This is a genomic window from Oryzomicrobium sp. (genome assembly GCF_021287045.1).
Taxonomy (GTDB): domain Bacteria; phylum Pseudomonadota; class Gammaproteobacteria; order Burkholderiales; family Rhodocyclaceae; genus Oryzomicrobium.
On the sequence record NZ_JAJTBG010000003.1, the window covers coordinates 179,528 to 202,864 of the forward strand.

The window sequence follows — 23,337 nt, forward strand, 5'->3', positions numbered from 1 at the left end:
CATGCGTAGCCCCCATATCAGTCCGCGTGGTTGTCGATCCGTTGCGGTCGATCTTTCTGGGGACCCGGGCAGACGTTGCACCGGTACTGCGCGCCACCGTTCTCGCCTCTTCATGGCCTTCCTGCTGCCACCTGGGCCAGTCATTGCCGCCTGCGGGTCCGACACATGCCGCGATTCCAGGAGAAATTCCCTGGTGCCGTCATGGACAAGCCAATGGCATTGGAGTTCATGCCCTACAAATATTTTTTGAGCAAAATCAAGCCTGAAACAGACCTTCCGGAAAACTGACCGATAGCGCGCACCATTCCGGGCAGCCCGCGAACGGGCAAGAAAAAGCCCCGGCACCTTGCGGTGCCGGGGCTTTCCAGACATTACTGCCGGGCGATGCGGATCGCTTAGAACTGATCCTCGGCCAGGGCCATCGTACCGCTCGCGCCGGCCACGATGCTCTCGGCCAGGCCGTCGGCCTGGGTGAGGATGTGGTCGGCGTAGAAGCGGGTGGTGATGACCTTGGCGGCGTAGAACGGATCGGCGTCACCGCCGTCGATCTTGGCCTGGGCGATCAGGGCCGCCCGAGCCATCTGCCAGCCGCCGGCGACGATGCCGGTGAGCTTGAGGAAGGGTACCGAGCCGGCGTGGGCCGCCTTGATGTCGCTGCCGTAGGTGGCGACCATGTACTCGGAGGCCTTGGCCAGGGCGGCAACGCCGTCGGCCAGGCGGGCACGGATCACAGCGAACTGCTCGCCCTTGGCCTCGGCCAGCTTGCCCAGGGTCTGTTGCATCAGACCGAGCACGGCCTTCATGGTGGCGCCGCCTTCCCGGGCCATCTTGCGGCCGATCAGGTCGTTGGCCTGGATGGCGGTGGTGCCTTCGTAGATGGCGGTGATGCGGGCATCGCGCAGGTGCTGGGCGGCGCCGGTTTCCTCGATGAAGCCCATGCCGCCGTGCACCTGCACGCCGGTGGAGGCGATCTCGATCGACTGCTCGGTGCTCCAGCCCTTGACCACTGGGATCATCAGGTCGGCGAAGGCCTGGTTCTTGGCCCGCTCGACCTCGTCCGGATGGTGCTTGGCGGCATCCATGGCGGCGGCGACCACGTAGGCCAGGGCGCGCATGGCCTCGGTCTGGGAACGCATGTTCATGAGCATGCGGCGCACGTCCGGGTGCTTGATGATGGCGACCTTGGGACCGCCGCGCACACCCACCTCGGTGCCCTGGATGCGTTCCTTGGCGTAGTCGCGGGCGCGCTGGTAGGCGCGCTCGGCCAGGGCCACGCCTTCCATGCCCACGGCGAAGCGGGCGGCGTTCATCATGATGAACATGTATTCCAGACCACGGTTTTCCTGGCCGACCAGGTAACCGATGGCGCCGCCGTTGTCGCCGAAGGCCATCACGGCGGTGGGGCTGGCGTGGATGCCGAGCTTGTGCTCGATGGACACGCAGTAGGCGTCGTTGCGCTCGCCCAGGCTGCCGTCGGCGTTGACCATGAACTTGGGCACGACGAACAGGGAGATGCCCTTCACGCCTTCGGGGGCGTCGGGCAGGCGGGCCAGCACCAGGTGCACGGTGTTGGACACCATGTCGTGGTCGCCGTAGGTGATGAAGATCTTCTGGCCGAACACCTTGTAGGTGCCGTTGCCCTGGGGCTCAGCGCGGGTGCGCACGGCGGCCAGGTCGGAACCGGCGTTGGGCTCGGTCAGGTTCATGGTGCCGGTCCATTCGCCGGTCACCATCTTCGGCACGTAGCGCTGCTTGAGCTCGTCGGAGCCGGCCACCAGCAGGGCCTCGATGGCGCCCTGGGTGAGCATGGGGCACAGGGAGAAGGCCATGTTGGCCGACTTCCACATCTCGTTGACCGGGGTGGAGATGATCTTGGGCAGGCCCTGGCCGCCGAATTCGGGGTCACAGGCCAGGGCGGTCCAGCCGTTCTCGGCGAACTGCTGGTAGGCGGCCTTGAAGCCGGCCGGCATGGTCACGGCGTTGTTGGCCCATTTGGCGCCTTCCTGGTCGCCGCTGTAGTTGAGGGGCGACAGGACATTGCCGGCGAACTTGGACGCTTCGTCGAGGATGGCATCGGCCAGGTCGGCGGTCGCTTCTTCGCAGCCGGGCAGCTGGGCAACCTGCTCCAGACCGGCCAGTTCCTGCATCACGAACTGCATTTCGCGAAGGGGGGCGATGTATTCAGCCATGGAAAGCTCTCCTTAATGGTGGATGCGTTGATTTGAGCAAGCGAACTACGGTCGTTCTGTTTTATTTTTTGGCCAGGTACTGGGCATCGTCGAACAGCGACACCCATTCGGGCCGGTAGATCACCATCAGGGTCACCACCATCCCGGCCAGCCATCCCTCAGAAAAGCCAAGCAGCAAAAAGTACGGCAGGTAATCCTCGAACAGCGTGCCGAAGGGGTAGAGCCCCGCACTGCCGAGGGCCAGCAGGACGGTCAGGCCGGTGAGGAACACCACCAGGGCCGAACCGAAGAATCCGTTGGCGAAGATGAAGACGAAGACGTTTTTGGGCAGGTAGCGGTCCCCCAGCCGGAACAGCCCCCAGCTGAGGCCCACCGGCAGGGCCACCATGAGCAGCGCATTGAGGCCGAAGGCCTCCCACCCGGCACTGCCGTTGAGCGTCACCGCCGCCAGCACCGCGGTCAACCCGAGGAAAGCCAGGTTCGGCCCCACCTCCAGGGTGAACACCATGGCGCCGAGCAGGTGCAGGGACAGGCCGGGAAGCACCCCGGCCTTGAGGCTCCACAACAGCGTCAGGGCGACGATGGAGCCGAGCCAGACATTGCTCAACCCACCGTCGGTGAGACGCCGCCACGGCGCCCAGCGCAGCGCCCCGGCCAGAATCAGCGCGAACAGCCCCCAGCCGGCGCCGATCCAGGCGCTGCCGAGAAGGCCGTCCGGCAGGTTCATGGCCGGGGGCGGGCCGCTCAGAGGGCGGCGGTGAGCTGGGGCACGGCCTCGAAGAGGTCGGCCACCAGACCGTAGTCGGCCACCTGGAAGATCGGCGCTTCCGGATCCTTGTTGATCGCCACGATCACCTTGGAATCCTTCATGCCGGCCAAGTGCTGGATCGCGCCGGAGATGCCGACGGCGATGTACAGCTCGGGGGCGACGATCTTGCCGGTCTGGCCCACCTGGTAGTCGTTGGGCACGAAGCCCGCGTCCACCGCGGCGCGGGAAGCGCCCAGGGCGGCGCCCAGCTTGTCGGCCAGGGGCTCGAGCAGGGCCTTGTAGTTGTCGCCGTTGCCGACGCCGCGGCCGCCGGAGACGATCACCTTGGCGGCGGTCAGCTCGGGGCGCTCGGACTTGGTGATCTCGCGACCCACCAGCTTGCTCTTGCCGAAGTCGGCAGCAGCGGCCACCGGCGCCACGCTGGCGGCACCGCCGTCGGCGGCAGCGTCGAAGGCGGTGGTACGGACGGTGATGACCTTCACCGCGTCGGCGGACTTGACCGTGGCCAGGGCGTTGCCGGCGTAGATCGGGCGGACGAAGGTGTCGGCGCCTTCAACACCGACGATGTCGGAGATCTGGGCCACGTCGAGCAGGGCGGCAACGCGCGGCAGGGCGTTCTTGCCGTTGGCGGTGGCGGGGGCCAGCACGTGGCTGTAGCCGCCGGCCTTGGCTACGTCGACGATCAGGGCGGCCAGGTTCTCGGCGGTCTGGTCGCCGTAGTGGGCGGCGTCGGCCAGCTTCACCTGGGCCACGCCGGCCAGCTTGGCGGCCTGGTCGGCCACGGCGGCGCAACCGGCACCGGCTACCAGCACGTGGATGTCGCCGCCGATCTTGGCGGCAGCCGTCACCGCATTGCGGGTGGCGGCCTTGAGTTGGGCGTTGTCGTGTTCGGCAATAACGAGAATGGCCATTTAGATCACCTTCGCTTCGTTCTTGAGCTTTTCCACCAGCTGGGCCACGTCGGCCACCATCACGCCGGCTTGGCGCTTGGCCGGCTCGGCGACCTTGACGGTGGTCAGGCGGGGGGCCACATCGACGCCCAGGTCGGCCGGCTTGACGGTGTCGAGCGGCTTCTTCTTGGCCTTCATGATGTTGGGCAGGGTGGCGTAGCGCGGCTCGTTCAGGCGCAGGTCGGTGGAGATCACCGCCGGCAGGCTGACTTCCAGGGTTTCCAGGCCGCCGTCCACTTCGCGGGTCACGGTGGCCTTGTCGCCGGCCACCACGACCTTGGAGGCGAAGGTGGCTTGCGGCCAGTTGGCCAGGGCGGCGAGCATCTGACCGACCTGGTTGGCGTCGTCGTCGATGGCCTGCTTGCCGCAGATCACCAGTTGGGGCTGTTCCTTGTCGGCCAGGGCCTTGAGCAGCTTGGCCACGGCCAGGGGCTGCAGGGTCTCGGCTTCTTCGGCGCTGGTTTCGATCAGGATCGCCCGGTCGGCACCGATGGCCAGGGCCGCGCGCAGGGTTTCCTGGCAGGCGGCGGCGCCGGCGGAGACGGCCACCACTTCGGTGGCGATGCCGGCTTCCTTGAGCCGTACCGCTTCTTCAACGGCGATTTCGTCGAAGGGGTTCATCGACATTTTCACGTTGGCGATATCCACGCCCGTGCCGTCGCTCTTGACCCGCACCTTGACGTTGTAATCCACCACTCGCTTGACTGGTACCAGGATCTTCAAGACTTTCTCCTCACAAGTGTCCTCTGTCCGAGGGAAACATGAGCGCACATGCTACGCCGGCGCACGCCCCTTTGCATGCCCCGCCGCCGGGCGGAGCATTCCGCAGCGCCCGCCCCGCCGCGGTTTGACAGCGAATGGGGCACCCCGGACAATAAGCCCATACCTTGCGGTATGGATTCGCATACGGTACCGTATGGAAAAAAACGCGTCAAGCCGTCGTCCCGCCCGGGTTTCCAGGCGCAAGGCCGGCCAAGCGCATCGCACCGCCACGGCGCTGCCCCCTCCCCCAACACTTTCGGGACCCGCCATGCCCCAGGAACGCGTCAAAACCCGTACCTCGCTGGACCGCAGCGACTGGATTCACGCCGCCCTCGACGTCCTGGCCGACAAGGGCCTGGACGGCCTGCGCGTGGAAGTGCTGGCAAAAGCCTTCGGCGTCACCAAGGGCAGCTTCTACTGGCACTTCAAGGACCGCCAGGACCTGCTTTCCGCCGTCCTCACCCTGTGGAAGGAAGGACGGATCAAGGACATCATCAAGCAGACCACCGCCGCTCCCGGCCGCACCCTGCCCCAGATCTACCACGTCATCGAGGTGTACTCGGCGGCCCGCAGCCGCAAGGGGATGAACATCGAGCTGGCGATCCGCGACTGGGCCCGGCGCGATCCCGAAGCCGCCGCCGTGGTCGAAGAAGTGGACCGCTGGCGCCTCGAATGCGCCAGCCGCCTGTTCATCGAATGCGGCCTGCCGGAAAAGGAAGCCAAGAGCCGCAGCCTGCTGCTCTACGCCTACGTCTTCGGCCAGAGCCTGATGGTGTTCGACCAATACGACGCCGACGTGCCCAGCCTGCAAAGTTGGATCGCCGACGTCATCACCCTCCCCACCCCCCCGGCGTTCCCCGCCGGCAACGCCGTTCCGGCCACCCAATCATGACCACGCCCCTCACCCACGTCTGCGTCTACTGCGGCTCCAACACCGGCACCCGCCCCGAATACGCCGAGGCCGCCCAGCAGCTGGGCCGCCTGCTGGCCGAGCGGAGCCTGACCCTGGTCTATGGCGGTGGCAACATCGGCCTGATGGGCATCGTCGCCGACACCACCCTGGCCGCCGGCGGCCGGGTCGAGGGCATCATTCCCCAGGCCCTGGTGGACAAGGAAGTGGCCCACCTGGGGCTGACCGAACTGGTCACCGTGGCCAACATGCACGAGCGCAAGCTGGAGATGGCCAACCGGGCCGGCGCCTTCATCGCCCTGCCTGGCGGCATCGGCACCCTGGAAGAGCTGTTCGAGGTGTGGACCTGGCTGCAACTGGGCTTTCACGCCAAGCCCGTGGCCCTGCTCAATACCGCCGGCTACTACGACCACCTGCTCAAGTTCATCGACCATCAGGTGGATGAGCGCTTCCTCAAGCCGCACCAGCGCGACCTGCTCCAGGTGAGCGCCGATCCGGCCGCCCTGCTCGACCGGATCGCCAGCTACCAGCCCGAAGCGGGCGACAAATGGTATTCGCGCCGCAATCTCGCCTGAATCTCGCCGAAAACCGACGCCAGCTGCGCATTCCGCCCCTGACAGTGGCGGACGAAACGGGAACAAAGGCCAAACCTGTCCGGTTTTTCTATACGTAACCCCCGCCGGATCGCAAGCATCCGCGCGGCGCCATAGCGAAAATGGCGACAAATTTATTTTGTTGCGTATAATATTTCATTGATATTTCAGATCAGCCTCAAAGCTGTCGAAAACATCAATAAAAATGCTTGAAAAATAAGAGCCGGCAGCAATGACCGGACAGCAGCGGCACGCTCAAGCAGCGCCGTTCCGCCCACCCCCCGCGAGACAAACACCCCATGAAGGCCAACCTCCCCGTCACCGGGGTCGAGCGCATGCTCGACCCCGGGCGCCCGATCGTCACCAAGACCGACACCAAAGGCCGCATCACCTACGCCAACGATGCCTTCGTGCAGATCAGCGGCTTTTCCGCCGCCGAACTGATTGGCCAGAACCACAACGTGGTGCGCCACCCAGACATGCCGCCGGAAGCCTTCGCCGACCTGTGGAGCACCGTCCAGGCCGGCCTGGCCTGGCGGGGTCTGGTCAAGAACCGCTGCAAGAACGGCGACCACTACTGGGTCGACGCCTACGTCACCCCCATCACCGAGGACGGCCACGCCGTCGGCTACATGTCGGTGCGCTCCCGCCCTTCCGCCGAGAATGTGCGGGCGGCGGAAAGCCTTTACGACGCCGTGCGCCGCCAGCAGGCCACCCTGCCCGCCACCGCCCGGCAGCGCCACCGCCTGTCGATCAAGCAATCCCTGCTGGCCTTTTCCGTGGCCTTGATCGCCCTGCCCCTGGCCGCCACCCAGGTGCCGGCCCCCTGGCTGCTCACCGTGCTGGCCGGCAACACCCTGCTCGCCCTGGCTTTTGCCGCCTGGCTGTTGAGCAACGTGCGCCTGCCCCTCAAGCAGGCCAACGCCATCATCCGGGAACTGAGCGAGGGCCGGCTCAACGCCGCCTTCGCGCCGCAGCACCGCTTCAAGCTCAACCGCCTGACCATGCGCCTGCAATCCCTGCGGGTGCATCTGCGCGCCATCTTCGCCGACGTGCTGGCCCATAGCCGGCAGGTGGAAGAAGAAGCCCATTCGATCCAGGCCCAGATGGCGTGCATCACCACCACGGCCCGGGAACAGGCCGGCCACGTGGAATCGGTGAGCGCCTCCATGGAACAACTGGCGGTGGCCTCGGCGGACATCGCCGGCCACGCCGGCACCGGCTTCAGCCTGGCGGAACAGGCCCTGGCCGAGGTAGGCCACGGCCAGGCACAGATGGCCGAAACCCGGACCCTGTCACACCAGGTGCTGGCAGTGGTCGGTTCCCTGCACGGCCAGCTCGAACGCCTGGGCCAGTCGGTGGGCCAGATCGGCTCCCTGAGCAACACCATCCGGGAGATCGCCGACCAGACCAATCTGCTCGCCCTCAACGCCAGCATCGAGGCCGCCCGGGCCGGCGAGGCGGGGCGCGGCTTTGCCGTGGTGGCCGACGAGGTGCGCAAGCTGGCCGAACGCACCGGGGATTGCACCGGCGACATCGCCGCCACCCTGGTGGATATCGGCCGGGAATCCCAGGCCGCCCTGGACACCATGGACGAAGCCGCCACCCGGATCGAGCAGAGCGGCAGCCAGATCGAACGCTGCGACCAGAGCCTGGCCGCCATCCGCCAGGCCAGCGAATCGGCCCGCCGGGCCAGCGAGGAAATCCGCACCATGCTGGAGCAGCAGGCCAGCCTGACGGAGAACGTGGCCCAGACCCTGGAGCGTTTCCGCCAGAACCTGGAACAGGGGGTGGAGGACGTGGAAAAGGTGGGGGCCTCGGTGGAGGTTCTGACCCGCACCGCGGACGAGCAATACCAGCTGGTGCGCCACCTGGAAGGCCGGCTGGGCTGATTCCGCCCGGCGTCCTCACGGGCCGCCTGCGGGCGGCCTTTGCATTCATGGGTAGAGCGAACGGCCGGCGATGGGATCGCGGGCCGAACGCCCGGCGCCTATCCCTTGCGCGACTGGAGCAGCTGAAACACCCGGTCGAGCAGTTCGGTGCCCTGGGCCAGGGCATCCTCGTCGATGCCAGCGAGCAGGTCCCGGCTGAAGGCATCGAGTTCCTGTTGCAAGCCTTCGGTCAGGATCAATCCTTCGGCGGTCAGGGTCAGGAGCTTGCTGCGCCGGTCCTTGGGATCGGTGCTGCGGACGACCCAGCCCTGCCCTTCCAGGCGGTCGAGCAGGCGCACCAGGGTCGGCCCCTCGATGGCCAGGCGCCCAGCCAGCTCGGTCTGGTTCATCGGCTCGGCCCGGTTGCGCAGGATCAACAAGGTGCGCCAGGTGGCCTGGGACAGGCCGGTGGGCTTGAGCCGCTGGTCCAGGGCCTGGCGGTAGAGGGCGGCGGTGCGGTGCAGCAGAAAGGCAAAACGTTGCGGCAGGTTGTCCATGTTCCTTCTCTCCGGAACGGGAATGGCGCCCGGGCATGTGGTATTGCGGCGCCGGACGGCACGGCCGCAGGCGTGGGCGTGGGCGTGGGCGTGGGCGTCGAAGCGTTGCAGCGCCGGATCGGGCGGTGAACGGGCAGGTGAAGTTTCGTCGCGGCAATCGGCACTCAGCAATCGAAACTGCGCGCTCAACCGCTCCTGAAACTTCGTCACAATAATTAGCTTGCTAATTATTTCTCCGATACCCTATCATCTTTGCATTAGCCCGGCAAGGAAGGATCGCCGGCACTCGGCCCCAGCGCGCTCCGGCGCCCTCTTCCCGTCCATGAACGCTCCCCACACTCCGCCGCCCCATCCCCGCTCCCTGGCCGCCCTGCGCCAGCGCCACGGCGACGCCTACAAATGGCGCCTGCTCATCGCCATGTCCGTGGGCATGGTGGCGTCCGTCATGTCGGCCACCATCTTCAACGTGGCCACGCCCCACTTGATGCGCGACTTCGGCCTGGGCCACGACGCGGTGCAGTGGGCGGTGACCGCCTACATGGCGGCCATGACCGTGGCCATGCTGCCCACGGCCTGGCTGATCGACCGCTTCGGCTTCCGCCACGTCTTTCTCGGCGCCCTGGCGATCCTCGGCATCGGCAGCATCGGCGGCGCCCTAAGCCCGGCCTTCGGCGTGGTGGTGGCGATGCGCATCCTGCAAGGGCTGGCCGCCGGCATGCTGCAACCTATGTCCACCCTGATGGTGTTGCGCGCCTTCCCCCTCGAAGACCAGGGCCGGGCCATGGGCCTGCTCGGCTTCGGCATCGTCCTGGCCCCGGCGGTGGCACCGGTGCTGGGGGGCTTTCTCGTGGATCACTTCGGCTGGCGGCCGATCTTTTTGATCGTCCTGCCCGGCTGCATCCCGGCCCTGATCATGGGCCACTTCCTGATGCCCCTGCGCGACGTGGATACCCCCTCCGGCCTGCCGCCCCGCCATGGCTTCGACTGGTGGGGCCTGGGCCTGCTCGGCACCGCCATCCTGGCCCTGTTGCAGACTGCCAGCGGCCTGCACGCCCACGGCTTCGCCTCCCTGCCGACCGTGGCCGGGGTGGGCATTGCAACGGTGGCCCTGGCCCTGTTCGTCCGCCATTCGCGGCGCGTGCCCGGCGCCCTCATCCAGGCCAGCATCTTCCGCGACCGGCCGCTGCGCGTCGGCACCGTGGTGGCCTTCACTTACGGCCTGGGCCTGTTCGGCTCCACTTACCTGTTGCCGGTGTTCATGCAGACCGTGCTGCACTTCAACGCCACCTCCGCCGGCCTGGTGCTGCTGCCCAGCGGCATCGCCCTGGCCCTGATGATGCCGGTGGCGGGCAACCTGACCAACAAGCTCGCCACCCACCGCCAGACCGCCGCCGGCATGGCCCTGTTCGCCTTGGCCTTCTTCATGTTCTTCGCCGTGGCCTATGGCGAGCATCCGGCCTGGCTGGCCGCCGGCCTGACGGTAGCCGCCGTGGTCAGCCGCATCGGCCTGGCCCTGACCCTGCCGGCCCTCAACATCGGGTCGCTGCGCACCCTGCCCAAGGACAAGACGGCCCAAGGCTCCAGCCTGACCAACTGCGTGCGCCAGGTGGGCGGCACCATGGGCATCAGCCTGGGGGCCGTGTTCGTCGAGACCCGCAGCCAGATGCTCGGCGGCGGCAACGGTGCCGAGCACGAGGCCTTTGCCGAAGCCTTCCTGATCATCGGCGCGCTGTTCGTCCTGGCCACCGTGATCGCCCTGGGCATGAAAGCAAAAACCGCCCAGCCCGAAACCGTTTCGGAGTGAGCGGCAAGGCATGGGCAGGAAGCGTGGCGGGGCGCCGGGGTCAGCCCTCCGCCGGCGTCAGCGGAGTCAGCCAATGGCAGCCATCGGTCGTTTGTCGGCCCGGTGCTGCTCCGGAATCCCCTGAACCCACGGAATCCCCTCCCGCCCTCAGCCCCGCCAGCCCCAGGCGTTGCCCCGGGGCAAAATCGACGTCGTATTTTTTTGGCCTGGCCGGAACGCCGCGCCAGTGCTTGATCTCCAGGCACCCTACCCGTAGCGCAAGGATTGGCGCGGCTCTCCAGGCATACCCCGTGAAAGTCCCCGCCAGGCCTAGGGTTTAGGGCAGCCGCTCGAAAGCGGCCCCGCAGCGCCGGCAGTCAACGCCGGATCAGCAGCCCTTCCACACCGCCGGACGCTTGGCAATGAAGGCGTCGATGCCCTCGGCCACGTCCTCGGCCATGGCGTTGCAGGCCATCACCTCGCCGGCCAGCTGGTAGGCGGACTCCAGGCCCATTTCCAGCTGGCGGTAGAACACCTGCTTGCCGGCGGCCACGGCCACCGGGGTCTTGGCGATGATGCTGGCGGCCAGCTTGTCGATTTCGGCGTCGAGCTGCTCCAGGGGCACCACCCGGTTCACCAGGCCCCGTTCCTTGGCCTCGGCAGCCGAGATGAATTCCCCGGTGAGCAGCATCTCCATGGCCTGCTTGCGCCCCAGGTTGCGCGACAGCCCCACCCCCGGGGTGGCGCAGAACAGCCCCACGTTGATACCCGAAACGGCGAACTTGGCCACGTCGGCCGCCACCGCCAGGTCGCACATCGACACCAGCTGGCACCCCGCCGCGGTGGCGATGCCATGGACCCGGGCGATCACCGGCTGGGGCAGCTTGGTCACGGTCATCATGACCTTGGTGCACTCCTTGAACAGGGCCTGCATGAAGGCCTTGTCATGGTTGGCACGCATTTCCTTGAGATCGTGCCCGGCGCAGAAGGCCTTGCCATCGCCGGCCATCACCACCACCCGCACCTTGGAGTCCCGGCCGATGGCATCCAGCTCGGCTTGTAAAGCGGCGAGCATTTCCTTGGACAGGGCATTGAACTGGCTAGCGCGGTTGAGGGTGAGCGTAGTCAGGCCGTCGGGGCGGTCTTGGCGCAGGACGTAGGGGGCGTTGGTCATGGTTTGTCTCCTTTAATAATTTCTTGATCAATTCAATTACAAAATCTAGGCTTGATAGCAACCGGCACATCTAATAATAAAGAACTTTAACATTTTTAAAAACAATTTTTATTATACTTCTTTTATCATCGTAAATCCCATCACCCCCTAACCCTCGGCACAACACACTAGCCAATCTACTTACTATCGCCAGATGACTCATTTATATTGAACAGTCGTTTTGGCATGGCGTAACCACAAACAAAAATCACCATCGTAGCAATAAAGCCCCCCGCAATAGCGGCCACACTATAAGCAGAAACACCATCACTTAGAATAAGAGACAATGGAATACCTACAGCAGTTACACTTAAAGCAACATAGCGCTTTCTCGATGGAGCGACAGCAACAGCCGACAGAACAACCACAATTGCCGAAAGCCCAGCGAAGAATGGAAGAATTAAATCAACAATAACGGAGCGCCCGCTAAAACCGGGGCTATTACAACCACAACCACAATCACCAACAAATCCCCCCTTAGGACATAAAGCCCAATCAAGGTATTCATAAGAAATCATACCCACAAAAACAACACACACCCAAGCAACAACGACTACTGGAATAATCAAAAACCACCTGAGCCAATTAACCATAAGGCATCCAGCAATCAACAATAGAATTTGCACATCAGAAAAATGAAACGCCCCGGGGAATAAAACCCGGGGCGTTTCTACTCGCAAGCCGCTACCGTTTACTCAAACGACGCCGTCGACTTCGCCCGATCGCGCAGCACGAACTTCTGGATCTTGCCCGTGGAGGTTTTGGGCAGGGCGCCGAAGATGACGCGCTTGGGCACCTTGAAGCGGGCCATGTGCTCACGGCAGAACTCGATCATCTCTTCTTCCGTGGCGTTGCTGCCTTCGCGCAGTTCGACGAAGGCGCAGGGCACTTCGCCCCACTTCGGGTCGGGGGTGGCGACCACCGCCGCGGCCAGTACCGCCGGGTGCTTGTAGAGGGTGTCTTCCACCTCGATCGACGAGATGTTCTCGCCGCCGGAGATGATCACGTCCTTGGAGCGGTCCTTGATCTTGACGTAGCCGTCGGGCTGCATCACCGCCAGGTCGCCGGTGTGGTAGTAGCCGCCGGCGAAGGATTCGGCCGTGGCCTTCTCGTTCTTCAGGTAGCCCTTCATCACCAGGTTGCCGCGGAACATGATCTCGCCCATGGTCTCGCCGTCCCAGGGCACCGGGGCCATGGTGACGGGGTCGAGCACGGTGACGTCTTCCTGGCCGTGGTAGCGCACGCCCTGGCGGCCGTTGAGGGTCACCTGGTCGGCCAGGGGCAGGTCGTCCCATTCGGTATGCTTGGCGCACACCGAGGCCGGGCCATAGGTTTCGGTCAGGCCGTAGACGTGGGTGATGTTGATGCCGATCTTGGCCATGCTCTCGATCATCGAGGCCGGCGGGGGGGCGGCGGCCACCAGGCCGGAGACGCCGTGGGTGATGCCTTCGCGCCATTCGGCCGGGGCGTTGGCGATCATGCTGTGCACGATCGGGGCGCCGCAGTAGTGGGTGACCTTGTGCTCGCGCATCAGGGTCAGGATCAGCTTGGCATCCACCTTGCGCAGGCAGACGCTGGTGCCGGCGTTGGCGGCCATGGTCCAGGGGAAGCACCAGCCGTTGCAGTGGAACATGGGCAGGGTCCACAGGTACACCGAGTGGGGCGGCATGCCCCAGGAGACGATGTTGGACACGGCGTTGAGGTAGGCGCCCCGGTGGTGGTAGACCACGCCCTTGGGGTTGCCGGTGGTGCCGGAGGTGTAGTTGAGGGAGATGGCGTCCCACTCGTCGTCGGCACCGCGCCAGGCGAAGTCTTCGCTACCGGCGGCCAGCAGGGCCTCGTAGTCGATCTCGCCGAGGCGCTCGCCCGGGCCGGTGTATTCAGGATCGTCCACGTCGATCACGGTGATGGCGCGGCCGAGCTTTTCCAGGGCGCCCTTGACGATGTGGGAGTATTCCTTGTCGGTGATGAGAATCTTGGCTTCGCCGTGGTTGAGCATGAAGGCCACGGCTTCCGGGTCGAGGCGGGTGTTCAGGGTGTTGAGCACGGCGCCGGTGACGGGCACGCCGAAGTGGCACTCGTACATCTCCGGGGTGTTGTTGAGCATCACCGCCACGGTGTCGCCCTTCTTGATGCCCCGGGCGACCAGCGCCGAGGCCAGGCGCTTGGCCCGGGCGAAGGTCTGGCCCCAGGTGTAGCGGCGCTGGCCGTGGATCACCGACAGCCGGTCCGGGTAGATGTACGCCGAACGGGCGATGAAGGTCAGCGGGGTCAGCGGAACGTAGTTGGCCTGATTCTTTTCCAGGCCGATTTCGTAGATGTTTTGAGCCATGCGCAATCCTTCGATCCCTATTTGGATTCTGAATACTTAATTACGAAGCGAGCTTCGAACTATACCGCCCCTTCCTTACTTCGTCCTTGCGTCACGGCAAACCGCGCCGTTTTCGCCGTCGAGGCGGGCCACCAGCACGGCGGCATCCCGGTACAGGGCGTCCGCCGCCTGGGCCTGGGCCGCCACGCCGCCCCGGGCATCCGGCGTGGGCGCCGGCACCGCGTAGGCCACGTCCCGGCCGGCCACCAGGCGCCGGCGGGCGTCGAGCACCGTCAGGCGCCCGGCCAGGCGGGCCTGGCTGGCGTCCGGCGCCGTGAAGGTCTGCTCGAACAGGTCCACCTCCACCCGCACCAGGCAACCGCCCTGCCCCGCCGCGCCAAGCTGGCGCCGCAACCGCGCCGCCAGCAACTGGGATGGCGCCGCCGCCCAACGGCTCTGGGCGTAGTCGCGGCGCCGGGTGGCGTCATCAAAGGCCAGCCGGTAGGTCATGGCCTCGCTGTCCATCCAGCCCGGCAGGCGCACCTCCACCGCCAGGGGATAGGGGCGCAGCGCCCCGGCGTCGGGCACCCCCAGGTCGAACGCCGCGACTGGCGCGGAGTTTCGGGTAGCACACCCGGAGAGGCCCGCCAGCAAAAGGATTCCGAGCACGATGCCCGGAAAGCCAATACTGGCGCGGGGTTTGGTGAAAGGTAATTTTAACGGCATAAACGGCCTCGTAAAGTCGGGACGCTCGAAATGGTGCAGCGTTAGCGTTGTAGCGCTTCAGTGGCCTGCAAGCCCGGCCACCAGCGGCGGCCCTCAGGGCGCCGTGCCGCCGGCCGGCGCGGCAAAGCCGGCTTCGCCCGGACCCGGCGCCGCCGGTGGGGCGCCGAAGATCAGGCTCTGGGGATTGCGCTCCAGGTGCTTGAGCAGCCGGTTGAGCTGGCGCACGTCGGTGGCCACCTGGCCGGCCAGTTCGTCCCAGCGCGGCGAGAGCACGCCAAAGCCGCTGCCGGCGGATTCTTCCACGCCCCGGTCGAGGCGTTCGGCCACGGATTGCAGGCGCACCGCCAGCTGCTGGGCCTCGCGCAGGGTGCCGGCGGCCTCTTGGGTGGCGGCGGCGGTGTTCTTGAGGGTGCTTTGCAGGGCGGCGACGTTCTCGGGCGAGACGGCGCTGCGCAGGCCGGCCAGGGTGGGTTGCAGTTCCCGGGTGGCGGCTTCCAGGTGGTCCAGGGTGGCGGCCATGCGCGCCCGGTTGTCGTCGTCGGTGAGCTTGTTGAGGTTGGTCACCAGCTGGCGTACCTGGCGCAGCACGTCGGCGCCGGAATCGGCCAGTTCATCCACCAGGGAGGGCTTCATGGCGATCACCGCCGGGGCCTGTTCCGTGGACACCAGGGGCGTGGGGTCGCTGCCCGATTCTTCGAGCTGCACGTAGGCAATGCCGGTGATGCCCTGGTAGCCGAGCTTGGCGGTGGTGCCGCGGGTGAGCGGCACGTCGTCGCGGATGCGGATGCGGATGTGGATCACCGCCGGATCGCGGTGGTCCAGGTCGATGCCCTGCACCCGGCCGACCCGGATGCCCCGGTAGCGCACCTGGCCCTGGGGGTTGAGGCCGGTGACGTTGGCCCGGGTCTCGACCACGTAGTCCCGGGTCTTCTCCTGCTTGTTGCCGAACCACCAGAAGGCAAAGGCCGCGGCGATCCCGAGCAGGATCACGAACAGGCCGGCAAGAAGGGCATGGGCACGATTTTCCACGGCAGGCAGTCGTCGTCAGGAAGTCAGGGTTGAGGGGCAGGCGCGCCGGCAAAGAAGGCCTGGATGAAGGGGTGGCCGCTGCGCCGCACCGCTTCCGGGGAGCCTACCGCCACCAGCTGGCCGTCGGCCAGCACCGCCACCTGGGTGGCGAGAGCCGAGAGGGATTCGACGTCGTGGGTGACCATCACCACGGTGAAGTGCAAGGCTTCCTGCAAGCAGCGGATCAAGTGCACGAAACTGCGGCTGCGGTCCGGGTCCAGGCCCGAGGTGGGCTCGTCGAGCACCAGCAGGTCCGGCTCCAGGGCCAGGGCCCGGGCCAGGGCGACGCGCTTGACCATGCCGCCGGACAATTCGGCCGGCATCAGGTGGGCGTGGCGCGGTTCCAGCTCCACCTGGGCCAGCTTCTGCAACACCAGGGCGCGGATTAGGTCCGGGTCGAACCACTTCAGTTCGCGCAGCGGAAAAGCGATGTTGTCATAGACCGACAAGGCCGAAAACAGTGCCCCTTGCTGAAAGAGCACGCCGAGGCGGCGCTTCAGGGCGCGGCGCTCGTCCCCGGGCACCCGGTACAGGTCGGCGCCGAACAGGCGCACCTGGCCCTGCCAGGGCGGCAGCAGGCCGACCATCTGGCGCAGCAGGGTGGTCTTACCGCTGCCCGAGCCGCCGACGATGGCGCACACGCTGCGCCGCGGCACCTCCAGGGAAATGCCCTGGTGGATGACGTGGCGGCCATAGCGGGACCACACTTGGTCCAGGGCCACCGCCGGGGTCGGGTCGCAGGGGCCGTTCATTGGGCGGGAATCCCGATTTCCCGGGTGATCAGGGCGAAGATGGCGTCGGCCAGGATCACCACGGTGATGGCGGTGACCACCGAACTGGTGGTGCGGGCCGACAGGCTCTCGGTATTGGGCCGCACCTTGAGGCCGAAGTGGCAGGCGATCTGGGCGATGAGAAAGCCGAACACGGCGCCCTTGGTCAGGGCGATCCACAGGTTGGGCACCGGCACCGCCCGGGCCAGGCCGTGGAGCAGGAAGTCGAAGGTCAGCCCCAGTTGCAGGTGGGCCGAGACCATGCCGCCGAGCAGGCCCATGGCCGAGGTCCACACCACCAGCAGCGGCATGGCCAGGGTCAGGGCCGCCACCCGGGGCAGCACCAGGCGCAGGGTGGCGGGAATGCCCATGGTGGTCAGGGCGTCGATCTCCTCGGTGACCCGCATCACGCCGATCTGGGCGGTCATGGCCGAGCCGGAGCGCCCCGCCACCAGCACCGCGGCGAGCACCGGGCCAAGCTCGCGGATGATGGCCAGACCCATGACGTTGACGATCAGGGGCTCGGCGCCGAAGTTGCGCAGTTGCAGGGCAGACAGGTAGCTGATCACCACGCCGACGAGAAAGCCCACCAGGGCCGTCACCGGCAGGGCCTGGGCACCGCTCTTGTAGACGGTGGCGGAAAACTCGCGGAAGGGAATCCGGCGCGGGTTGCGCAGCAGGCCCACGGCATCCAGGACGAGCCGGCCGAGCAACTCGGTGAGTTCGACGAAATTGCGCCCGGCGCGCAGCACTTGGTTGCCCAGGGCCTCCACCTCGGCGAAAGGCCGGCGCGGTGCCGGCGGCAGGGCCTCGGGCACCGCCGCGGCCCGAGCGAAGGCCACCCGTTCCTCGTCACCGAGGGCCACCTCGGCGGGCCAGGCCCGGCCCCAGGCCCGCCACACCAGGGTGGCGGCGGCGCTGTCGAGGCGCTCCACCCCGGTCAGGTCCCAGGGCAGGCGGCGGGCGGCGAAATCGGCGAGGCGGGCTTCGAGGACGTTGCGGGGCACGGGCTGGCGGACCAGGTTGGCCAGCGTCCAGTCGCCGGCCAGGACGATGCGGCCGCCCTCTTCCTTGAGAACCAGTCCCCCGCCGGGCATTTAGGCGGCTTGGGTAAAGGCGCCCGGTACGACCCGGGGGGCCTCGCCCTCTCCCGGCAGGGCGACCACGTTGCCGCTGCGCTCGCCCCGTCCCCGGGGCTTGAGCCGGAACGTCAGGCCGACGCCGCGCCAGGCCTCGGCCTCGTCGTCCAGGGCGGCAGCGGTGAGCGGGTTGGCGGCCAGCCAATCGCCGGGCAGTTCGAGCAGGAAGCCCTTGTCGCCAGCACGCACGCCCCATTCGCTGGGCGGGTGGCTTTCCCGGGAGCGCATCAGGATGGTGGCCAGGCGCAGGGCAAAGACCATCAGCCAGTTAACGTCGCCGTAGGGCAGCGCCCCCACCTTCTGCAACTTGCCCTTGTGGCCGAGCACCAGCATGGCCAGGCGGGCCTGCTCCTTCTTGGAGAAGCCGGGCATGTCGGCAAAGGTGAGGATGTAGGCGCCGTGCTTGTGGTAGCCGTTGTGGGCCACCGACAGGCCCAGCTCGTGCAGCCGGGCCGCCCAGCACAGGAAGTGCTCGTCGTTGACGTGCTCCACCGGGTGGGTGTCGAGCCGCCCCGGGGTGAGGGCGCGGAACACGGTCAGGGCCACCTGCTCGACCCGGCCCGCCTGGGCGGAATCGACCTGGTAGCGGCGCATGAACTGGGTGACCGTGGCGTCGCGCATGTCGCTGTGGTGGAAGCGGCCGAGCAGGTCGTAGAGCACCCCCAGGCGCAGGGCGCCGTCGGCGTAGGTCATGCGCTCGATGTTCAGCTCCTGGAACACCGCCATCATGATCGCCAGGCCGCCCGGGATCACCGGCAGGCGGTCGGACTTGAGGCCTTCCAGGTCCAGGGCTTCCAGGGAACCGGCCTTGATCAGCAGGGCCTTCATGCGCTCCATGCCGGCCCGGGTAATGCCGATGGCGCCCCCCGGGTTGAGGCCGTTCAGTTCCAGCACGTCGGCGATGGCCCGGGCCGAGCCGGAGGAGCCCACGGCCTCTTTCCAGCCCTGGCGCAGGTAGTCGTGGGCGATGGTCTGGATTTCCTTGCCGGCGGCCACCTCGGCCTCGCGGAAGCGCTTCTTGTCGATGCGCCCGTCCGGAAAGAAGCGCCCGGTGTAGCTGACACAGCCCATGTACAGGGATTCCATGGCCATGGGGTCGAAGCGCTTGCCGATGATGAATTCGGTGGAGCCGCCGCCGATGTCCACCACCAGTCGCTTGTGGGCCACCTGGGGCAGGGAGTGGGCGGCGCCGATGTAGATCAGGCGCGCCTCTTCGCGGCCGGCGATGATTTCGATGGGAAAGCCCAGGGCGGCCTCGGCCAGTTGCAGGAATTCGCCGGCGTTCTTGGCCACCCGCAGGGTGTTGGTGGCCACGGCCCGGACCTTTTCCGGCGGAAAGCCGCGGATGCGCTCGCCGAACTTGGCCAGGGCGTCCAAGGCACGGCGCTGGGAGGCGTCGTCCATGTAGCGCTCGGCAGTCAGCCCCGAGGCCAGCCGGACCGCCTCCTTGAGGGAATCCAGGGTATAAATCTGGTCATCCACCACCCGCCCGACTTCGAGGCGAAAGCTGTTGGACCCGAGGTCGACAGCGGCAATCAATTCGTTTTGCATGATGGGCGGGAGGCGACGATGCGGCGCTAGGCCGGGATGGAAAACCGGGGCATTCTAACACCCCGGCACGGCGGAAAAGGGGTTGCAAACGCTTCGCACTACCGGGCCAAACCCCGCGCCAGTACTAGATCTTAGCCATACCGTGAAAAAATTCCGCCTGTCATCTTTGCGCAACAACCCTGTAACATAATTTGGCGCCCCAACACCGAATACTGCCCGCCGACAGAGCCCCCGACGCCATGAACCGCATGACCTTGACCCGCCGCTTTCCCCCGGAAAATTACCTGAACCGCGAACTGGGGCTGCTCGCCTTCAACCGCCGGGTGCTGGCCCAGGCCGAAGACGCCCGCATGCCCCTGCTCGAACGGCTACGCTTCCTGTGCATCGTCTCCTCGAACCTGGACGAGTTCTTCGAAATCCGCGTCGCCGGACTCAAGGAACAGCTCAAGCTCGGCTCCACCACCCGCACCACCGACGGCAAGACGCCCCGGGAGGTGTACCGCCAGGTGAGCCATGAGGCGCACCGCATGGTGGCCGAGCAGTACACCCTGCTCAACCAGGAGATCCTCCCGGCCCTGGACGCCGAGGGCATCCGCTTCCTGCGCCGCACCACCTGGACCGACATCCAGCGGGAATGGATTCGGGACTACTTCTTCCGCGAGGTGATGCCGGTGCTCACCCCGATCGGCCTCGACCCCTCCCACCCCTTCCCGCGCATCCTCAACAAGAGCCTCAACTTCGCCGTGGAACTGGAAGGCCGGGACGCTTTCGGGCGCAATTCCGGCGTGGCCATCGTCCAGGCCCCCCGGGCCTTGCCCCGGGTCATCCGCCTGCCCGCCGAGCTGGCCGGGTGCGAGTACGGCTACGTCTTCCTCTCGTCGGTGCTGCACGCCTTTGTCGGCGAGCTGTTCGCCGGCATGACGGTGCGCGGCTGCTACCAGTTCCGCGTCACCCGCAATTCCGACCTGTTCGTGGACGAGGAAGAGGTCAAGAACCTGCGCACCAAGATTCAGGGTGAGCTGCCCCAGCGCCACTTCGGCGACGGGGTGCGCCTGGAGGTGGCCGACAGCTGCTCGGACACCATGTCCGAATTCCTGCTCAACCAGTTCGCCCTGGAGCCCCAGGACCTGTACCGGGTCAACGGCCCGGTGAACCTGGTGCGCCTGATGCAGGTGCCGGATTGGGTGGACCGCCCCGACCTGAAGTTCCCGGCCTTCGCCTCGGGCTTTCCCAAGGCCTTGCAGAAGAAGCGCAGCGTGTTTTCCGCCATGCGCGAGGGCGACATCCTGCTGCACCACCCCTACCAGAGCTTCGCCCCGGTGGTGCAGTTGCTCGAAGAGGCCGCCGACGATCCCCAGGTGGTGGCGATCAAGATGACGGTGTACCGCACCGGCACCGACTCGGTGCTGATGAACGCCCTGATCCGCGCCGCCCAGAACGGCAAGGACGTGACCGCGGTGGTGGAACTGCTGGCCCGCTTCGACGAAGAGGCCAACATCAACTGGGCCAACAAGCTCGAAGAGGTGGGGGCCCACGTGGTCTACGGCGTGGTGGGCTACAAGACCCACGCCAAGATGCTGATGATCGTGCGCCGCGAACGGGACGAGGACGCGGGCCGCAGCCGCCTGCGTCGCTACGTGCACCTGGGCACCGGCAACTACCACCCGCGCACCGCCCGGCTGTACACCGACTTCGGCCTGCTCACCAGCAACGAGGAAATGGGGGCCGACGTGTCAGAGGTGTTCAAGCAGCTCACCGGTCTCGGCCGCGCCCAGGCCCTGCATCACCTGTGGCAGGCGCCCTTCTCCCTGCATTCCAACGTGGTCGCCGCGATCAAGCGGGAAACCGAAGTGGCCAAGGCCGGCGGCAAGGGCCGCATCATCGCCAAGATGAACTCCCTGCTGGAGCCGGAAACCATCGCCACCCTCTACGAGGCCAGCCAGGCCGGGGTGGACATCGACCTGATCGTGCGCGGCGTGTGCGCCCTGCGCCCGGGGGTGAAGGGGCTGTCCGAGAACATCCGGGTGCGCTCGGTGATCGGCCGCCTGCTCGAACACCACCGCATCTTCTACTTCTGGGCCGAGGGCGAGGAAAACGTCTACCTGTCCAGCGCCGACTGGATGGAGCGCAACTTCTTCCGCCGCATCGAGCTGTGCTTCCCGGTGCGCGATCCGCGCCTCAAGAAGCGCGTCATCGCCGAGGGCCTGCGCATGTACCTGGCGGACAATCAGCAAGCCTGGGAGATGGATTCCAACGGCACCTACCACCGCAAGCGCCAGGGCCGGGCCAAGCCCCGGTCGGCGCAAAACGAGCTGATGGCGGCCCTGGGCGGGGTCTGAGGGCGCGCGCCCTGCTCACCCGCCCCCCCTGAGCGCCGCACCGGGGCTGGCGCCAGGGCGGCCAACCCAGTCCCAAATCCGGCGCCGGGCCGGGTGATGCATGAGACCGGGCGTCCCTGCCGCCCCTTCGTTTTGCGCGGCGCCGCTATCGGCGCGCGCGTCCTCCAGGGAAGCTGGAAGGCCCGCCCCGCCGGCGCGGGGTATGATCGGCAGCGAGGCAAGATGCCGCCTTGGCAAGCCCCGAACGATTGCAGCCGCCGGGCAGCGGTATGCGGCATGCCCCCGAACCTGGACAGCGAGGAGAGCGCCATGTTGATCAACAAGGCAAGCGAGCGGGAATGGATGGCGACCCACTACCCGGGCATCGAGCGCAGCCTGTTCCGCCACAACGAGGAAGGCGGGCGCTCGTCCCTGGTGCGCCTGACCCAGGGCGCCCATTTCCCCCGCCACCTTCACCTGGGCGGCGAGGAGGTGTTGGTGCTCGACGGGCGGGTGGCCATCGACGGGGTGGCGCTCGAAACCGGCGACTACCTCTACACCAGTCCCGGGGAGGAACACGACGTGGTGGCCCTGTCCGAGGCGGTGATCTTCGTCTCTTCCCAGAAGCCCACGCCCCTGGTCAATCGCTAGACGGACCAGGCTCCGCACGGGTCCGGATACGAAAAACGGGAAAGGTTCTCCCTTTCCCGTTTTCATGACGCTTCTGCCAAGCCCCGCGCCAGCGCTGGCGCGCAGGCTGCCCCGCTTACTTGGCCTGGGCGACGTCCGGCAGCACGATGTTGACTTCCAGCACCTCGAAGTTGCCCTGCTTTTCCAGGGAGACCTTGATGTCTTCCTGGTTCACCGAGACGTACTTGGAGATAACCTGGATCAGCTCCTGCTGTAGCTTGGGCAGGAAGTCCGGCGCGCCGGCGGACGCGTCGGTGCGTTCCCGGGCGATGATCAGTTGCAGGCGCTCCTTGGCCACCGAGGCGGATTTCGGCTTCTGGCCGAACAGAATGGAAAGCAGCGACATGGTCACTTCCCTCCGAAGATGCGCTTCAAGATGCCGGGCTTTTCATAGTCGACGAAGCGCAGGGGCTTGTCCTCGCCGAGGAAGCGGGACACCACGTCCTTGTAGGCTTCGGCCACGTCGCTACCGTCCATGTGGATCGCCGGGGTGCCCTGGTTGGACGCCTGAAGCACGATCTCGGATTCGGGGGTAACGCCCAGCAGGGGGATGCGCAGCAGTTCCTGCACGTCCTTGTAGGACAGCATCTCGCCGTCCTCGACGCGCTTCGGGCTGTAGCGGGTCACCAGCAGGTGCTCCTTGACCGGCTCGTTGCCTTCCTTGGCGCGGCGGGACTTGGACTGGACGATGCCCAGGATGCGGTCGGAGTCGCGCACCGAGGACACTTCCGGGTTGGTCACCACGACCGCCTCGTCGGCGAAGGTCAGGGCCATCACCGCGCCCCGCTCGATGCCGGCCGGGGAATCGCACACGGCGTAGTCGAAGCCCATGTGCTCCAGCTCCTTGAGCACCTTCTCCACACCCTCTTCGGTCAGCGCGTCCTTGTCCCGGGTCTGGGAGGCCGGCAGGATGAAGAGGTTCTCGGCGTGCTTGTCCTTGATCAGGGCCTGGGACAGGTTGGCCTCGCCGTTGAGCACGTTCACCAGGTCATAGACCACCCGGCGCTCGCAGCCCATGATCAGGTCCAGATTGCGCAGGCCGACGTCGAAGTCGATGACCGCGGTCTTGAAGCCGCGCAGCGCTAGGCCCGACGCGAAGGCGGCGCTGGTGGTGGTCTTGCCCACACCACCCTTGCCGGAAGTGACGACGATGATTTTCATGGGACC

Annotated in this window: 21 protein-coding genes; 6 read left to right on the plus strand and 15 right to left on the minus strand. The window is 66.6% G+C overall.

Annotated features, from left to right (window positions below):
• Positions 1 to 395 precede the first annotated feature (395 nt).
• The 4 genes from LWW89_RS04370 to LWW89_RS04385 all read right to left on the minus strand — a co-directional run bounded on the left by LWW89_RS04370 (position 396) and on the right by LWW89_RS04385 (position 4,631).
• Positions 396 to 2,189: an acyl-CoA dehydrogenase gene (locus LWW89_RS04370; RefSeq protein WP_293261660.1), complete on the minus strand. Its 1,794-nt coding sequence runs from the start codon at positions 2,187 to 2,189 to the stop codon at positions 396 to 398.
• Between the two features lie 61 nt (positions 2,190 to 2,250).
• A complete protein-coding gene (locus LWW89_RS04375) occupies positions 2,251 to 2,916 on the minus strand; it encodes an energy-coupling factor ABC transporter permease (RefSeq protein WP_293261662.1) in 666 nt (221 codons plus the stop codon).
• 17 nt (positions 2,917 to 2,933) lie between these two features.
• On the minus strand, positions 2,934 to 3,869 hold the full coding sequence (locus LWW89_RS04380) for an FAD-binding protein (RefSeq protein ID WP_293261665.1): 936 nt from the start codon (positions 3,867 to 3,869) through the stop codon (positions 2,934 to 2,936).
• On the minus strand, positions 3,870 to 4,631 hold the full coding sequence (locus LWW89_RS04385) for an electron transfer flavoprotein subunit beta/FixA family protein (RefSeq protein ID WP_293261668.1): 762 nt from the start codon (positions 4,629 to 4,631) through the stop codon (positions 3,870 to 3,872).
• A 307-nt stretch (positions 4,632 to 4,938) separates the two neighbouring features.
• Here LWW89_RS04385 and LWW89_RS04390 point away from each other — a divergent pair, with 307 nt between their 5' ends.
• The 3 genes from LWW89_RS04390 to LWW89_RS04400 all read left to right on the plus strand — a co-directional run bounded on the left by LWW89_RS04390 (position 4,939) and on the right by LWW89_RS04400 (position 8,065).
• Positions 4,939 to 5,562: a TetR/AcrR family transcriptional regulator gene (locus tag LWW89_RS04390; RefSeq protein ID WP_293261671.1), complete on the plus strand. Its 624-nt coding sequence runs from the start codon at positions 4,939 to 4,941 to the stop codon at positions 5,560 to 5,562.
• Positions 5,559 to 6,155 carry a TIGR00730 family Rossman fold protein gene (locus LWW89_RS04395; RefSeq protein ID WP_293261674.1) on the plus strand — a complete coding sequence of 199 codons (597 nt, stop codon included), beginning with the start codon at positions 5,559 to 5,561 and terminating at the stop codon, positions 6,153 to 6,155. The genes LWW89_RS04390 and LWW89_RS04395 overlap by 4 nt, the downstream gene beginning before the upstream one ends.
• Before the next feature lie 317 nt (positions 6,156 to 6,472).
• Positions 6,473 to 8,065, plus strand: a complete 1,593-nt coding sequence (locus tag LWW89_RS04400; RefSeq protein ID WP_293261677.1) for a PAS domain-containing methyl-accepting chemotaxis protein — start codon at positions 6,473 to 6,475, stop codon at positions 8,063 to 8,065.
• A gap of 98 nt (positions 8,066 to 8,163) precedes the next feature.
• On the opposite strand, the gene LWW89_RS04405 is transcribed toward LWW89_RS04400, so the two are convergent.
• On the minus strand, positions 8,164 to 8,601 hold the full coding sequence (locus tag LWW89_RS04405; RefSeq protein WP_293261681.1) for a MarR family transcriptional regulator: 438 nt from the start codon (positions 8,599 to 8,601) through the stop codon (positions 8,164 to 8,166).
• A 322-nt stretch (positions 8,602 to 8,923) separates the two neighbouring features.
• Between LWW89_RS04405 and LWW89_RS04410 the strand changes: the two genes are divergently transcribed.
• Entirely contained in the window at positions 8,924 to 10,405 is a 1,482-nt protein-coding gene (locus tag LWW89_RS04410) for a DHA2 family efflux MFS transporter permease subunit (protein WP_293261684.1), read from the plus strand.
• Between the two features lie 367 nt (positions 10,406 to 10,772).
• On the opposite strand, the gene LWW89_RS04415 is transcribed toward LWW89_RS04410, so the two are convergent.
• The 8 genes from LWW89_RS04415 to ppx all read right to left on the minus strand — a co-directional run bounded on the left by LWW89_RS04415 (position 10,773) and on the right by ppx (position 19,150).
• Positions 10,773 to 11,558: an enoyl-CoA hydratase gene (locus LWW89_RS04415; protein ID WP_293261687.1), complete on the minus strand. Its 786-nt coding sequence runs from the start codon at positions 11,556 to 11,558 to the stop codon at positions 10,773 to 10,775.
• Between the two features lie 176 nt (positions 11,559 to 11,734).
• The gene (locus tag LWW89_RS04420; RefSeq protein ID WP_293261690.1) at positions 11,735 to 12,190 is read right to left on the minus strand and encodes a hypothetical protein; all 456 of its coding nucleotides are present in this window, start codon (positions 12,188 to 12,190) and stop codon (positions 11,735 to 11,737) included.
• Positions 12,191 to 12,288: 98 nt separating this feature from the next.
• Positions 12,289 to 13,929 carry an acyl-CoA synthetase gene (locus LWW89_RS04425; protein ID WP_293261693.1) on the minus strand — a complete coding sequence of 547 codons (1,641 nt, stop codon included), beginning with the start codon at positions 13,927 to 13,929 and terminating at the stop codon, positions 12,289 to 12,291.
• A gap of 75 nt (positions 13,930 to 14,004) precedes the next feature.
• A complete protein-coding gene (locus LWW89_RS04430; RefSeq protein WP_293261696.1) occupies positions 14,005 to 14,496 on the minus strand; it encodes an ABC-type transport auxiliary lipoprotein family protein in 492 nt (163 codons plus the stop codon).
• A gap of 231 nt (positions 14,497 to 14,727) precedes the next feature.
• The gene (locus tag LWW89_RS04435) at positions 14,728 to 15,663 is read right to left on the minus strand and encodes an MlaD family protein (protein ID WP_293261699.1); all 936 of its coding nucleotides are present in this window, start codon (positions 15,661 to 15,663) and stop codon (positions 14,728 to 14,730) included.
• 23 nt (positions 15,664 to 15,686) lie between these two features.
• Positions 15,687 to 16,454 carry an ATP-binding cassette domain-containing protein gene (locus tag LWW89_RS04440; protein WP_293261702.1) on the minus strand — a complete coding sequence of 256 codons (768 nt, stop codon included), beginning with the start codon at positions 16,452 to 16,454 and terminating at the stop codon, positions 15,687 to 15,689.
• On the minus strand, positions 16,451 to 17,569 hold the full coding sequence (locus LWW89_RS04445; protein ID WP_293261705.1) for an ABC transporter permease: 1,119 nt from the start codon (positions 17,567 to 17,569) through the stop codon (positions 16,451 to 16,453). The genes LWW89_RS04440 and LWW89_RS04445 overlap by 4 nt, the downstream gene beginning before the upstream one ends.
• Entirely contained in the window at positions 17,570 to 19,150 is a 1,581-nt protein-coding gene (gene ppx / locus LWW89_RS04450; RefSeq protein ID WP_365780994.1) for an exopolyphosphatase, read from the minus strand.
• 251 nt (positions 19,151 to 19,401) lie between these two features.
• Between ppx and ppk1 the strand changes: the two genes are divergently transcribed.
• A complete protein-coding gene (gene ppk1 / locus LWW89_RS04455) occupies positions 19,402 to 21,501 on the plus strand; it encodes a polyphosphate kinase 1 (protein ID WP_293261711.1) in 2,100 nt (699 codons plus the stop codon).
• A gap of 276 nt (positions 21,502 to 21,777) precedes the next feature.
• Positions 21,778 to 22,131 (plus strand): cupin domain-containing protein, encoded by a 354-nt coding sequence (locus tag LWW89_RS04460; RefSeq protein WP_293261714.1) that lies wholly within the window; start codon positions 21,778 to 21,780, stop codon positions 22,129 to 22,131.
• A gap of 115 nt (positions 22,132 to 22,246) precedes the next feature.
• Here LWW89_RS04460 and minE read toward each other — a convergent pair whose 3' ends face one another.
• A complete protein-coding gene (gene minE, locus LWW89_RS04465) occupies positions 22,247 to 22,516 on the minus strand; it encodes a cell division topological specificity factor MinE (protein WP_293261717.1) in 270 nt (89 codons plus the stop codon).
• A gap of 2 nt (positions 22,517 to 22,518) precedes the next feature.
• The gene (minD, locus tag LWW89_RS04470; RefSeq protein WP_293261720.1) at positions 22,519 to 23,331 is read right to left on the minus strand and encodes a septum site-determining protein MinD; all 813 of its coding nucleotides are present in this window, start codon (positions 23,329 to 23,331) and stop codon (positions 22,519 to 22,521) included.
• Between the last annotated feature and the right edge of the window lie 6 nt (positions 23,332 to 23,337).

What these genes read in the sequence shown, in the direction of transcription:
- LWW89_RS04375 (WP_293261662.1), bottom strand. Translation starts at nt 2,916, where the DNA reads ATGAACCTGCCGGACGGCCTTCTCGGCAGCGCCTGGATCGGCGCCGGC.
- LWW89_RS04460 (WP_293261714.1), top strand. Translation starts at nt 21,778, where the DNA reads ATGCCCCCGAACCTGGACAGCGAGGAGAGCGCCATGTTGATCAACAAG.
- LWW89_RS04440 (WP_293261702.1), bottom strand. Translation starts at nt 16,454, where the DNA reads ATGAACGGCCCCTGCGACCCGACCCCGGCGGTGGCCCTGGACCAAGTG.
- LWW89_RS04380 (WP_293261665.1), bottom strand. Translation starts at nt 3,869, where the DNA reads ATGGCCATTCTCGTTATTGCCGAACACGACAACGCCCAACTCAAGGCC.
- minE (WP_293261717.1), bottom strand. Translation starts at nt 22,516, where the DNA reads ATGTCGCTGCTTTCCATTCTGTTCGGCCAGAAGCCGAAATCCGCCTCG.
- LWW89_RS04425 (WP_293261693.1), bottom strand. Translation starts at nt 13,929, where the DNA reads ATGGCTCAAAACATCTACGAAATCGGCCTGGAAAAGAATCAGGCCAAC.
- LWW89_RS04390 (WP_293261671.1), top strand. Translation starts at nt 4,939, where the DNA reads ATGCCCCAGGAACGCGTCAAAACCCGTACCTCGCTGGACCGCAGCGAC.
- LWW89_RS04410 (WP_293261684.1), top strand. Translation starts at nt 8,924, where the DNA reads ATGAACGCTCCCCACACTCCGCCGCCCCATCCCCGCTCCCTGGCCGCC.
- LWW89_RS04405 (WP_293261681.1), bottom strand. Translation starts at nt 8,601, where the DNA reads ATGGACAACCTGCCGCAACGTTTTGCCTTTCTGCTGCACCGCACCGCC.
- minD (WP_293261720.1), bottom strand. Translation starts at nt 23,331, where the DNA reads ATGAAAATCATCGTCGTCACTTCCGGCAAGGGTGGTGTGGGCAAGACC.
- LWW89_RS04445 (WP_293261705.1), bottom strand. Translation starts at nt 17,569, where the DNA reads ATGCCCGGCGGGGGACTGGTTCTCAAGGAAGAGGGCGGCCGCATCGTC.
- LWW89_RS04395 (WP_293261674.1), top strand. Translation starts at nt 5,559, where the DNA reads ATGACCACGCCCCTCACCCACGTCTGCGTCTACTGCGGCTCCAACACC.
- LWW89_RS04420 (WP_293261690.1), bottom strand. Translation starts at nt 12,190, where the DNA reads ATGGTTAATTGGCTCAGGTGGTTTTTGATTATTCCAGTAGTCGTTGTT.
- LWW89_RS04415 (WP_293261687.1), bottom strand. Translation starts at nt 11,558, where the DNA reads ATGACCAACGCCCCCTACGTCCTGCGCCAAGACCGCCCCGACGGCCTG.
- ppk1 (WP_293261711.1), top strand. Translation starts at nt 19,402, where the DNA reads ATGAACCGCATGACCTTGACCCGCCGCTTTCCCCCGGAAAATTACCTG.
- LWW89_RS04370 (WP_293261660.1), bottom strand. Translation starts at nt 2,189, where the DNA reads ATGGCTGAATACATCGCCCCCCTTCGCGAAATGCAGTTCGTGATGCAG.
- LWW89_RS04400 (WP_293261677.1), top strand. Translation starts at nt 6,473, where the DNA reads ATGAAGGCCAACCTCCCCGTCACCGGGGTCGAGCGCATGCTCGACCCC.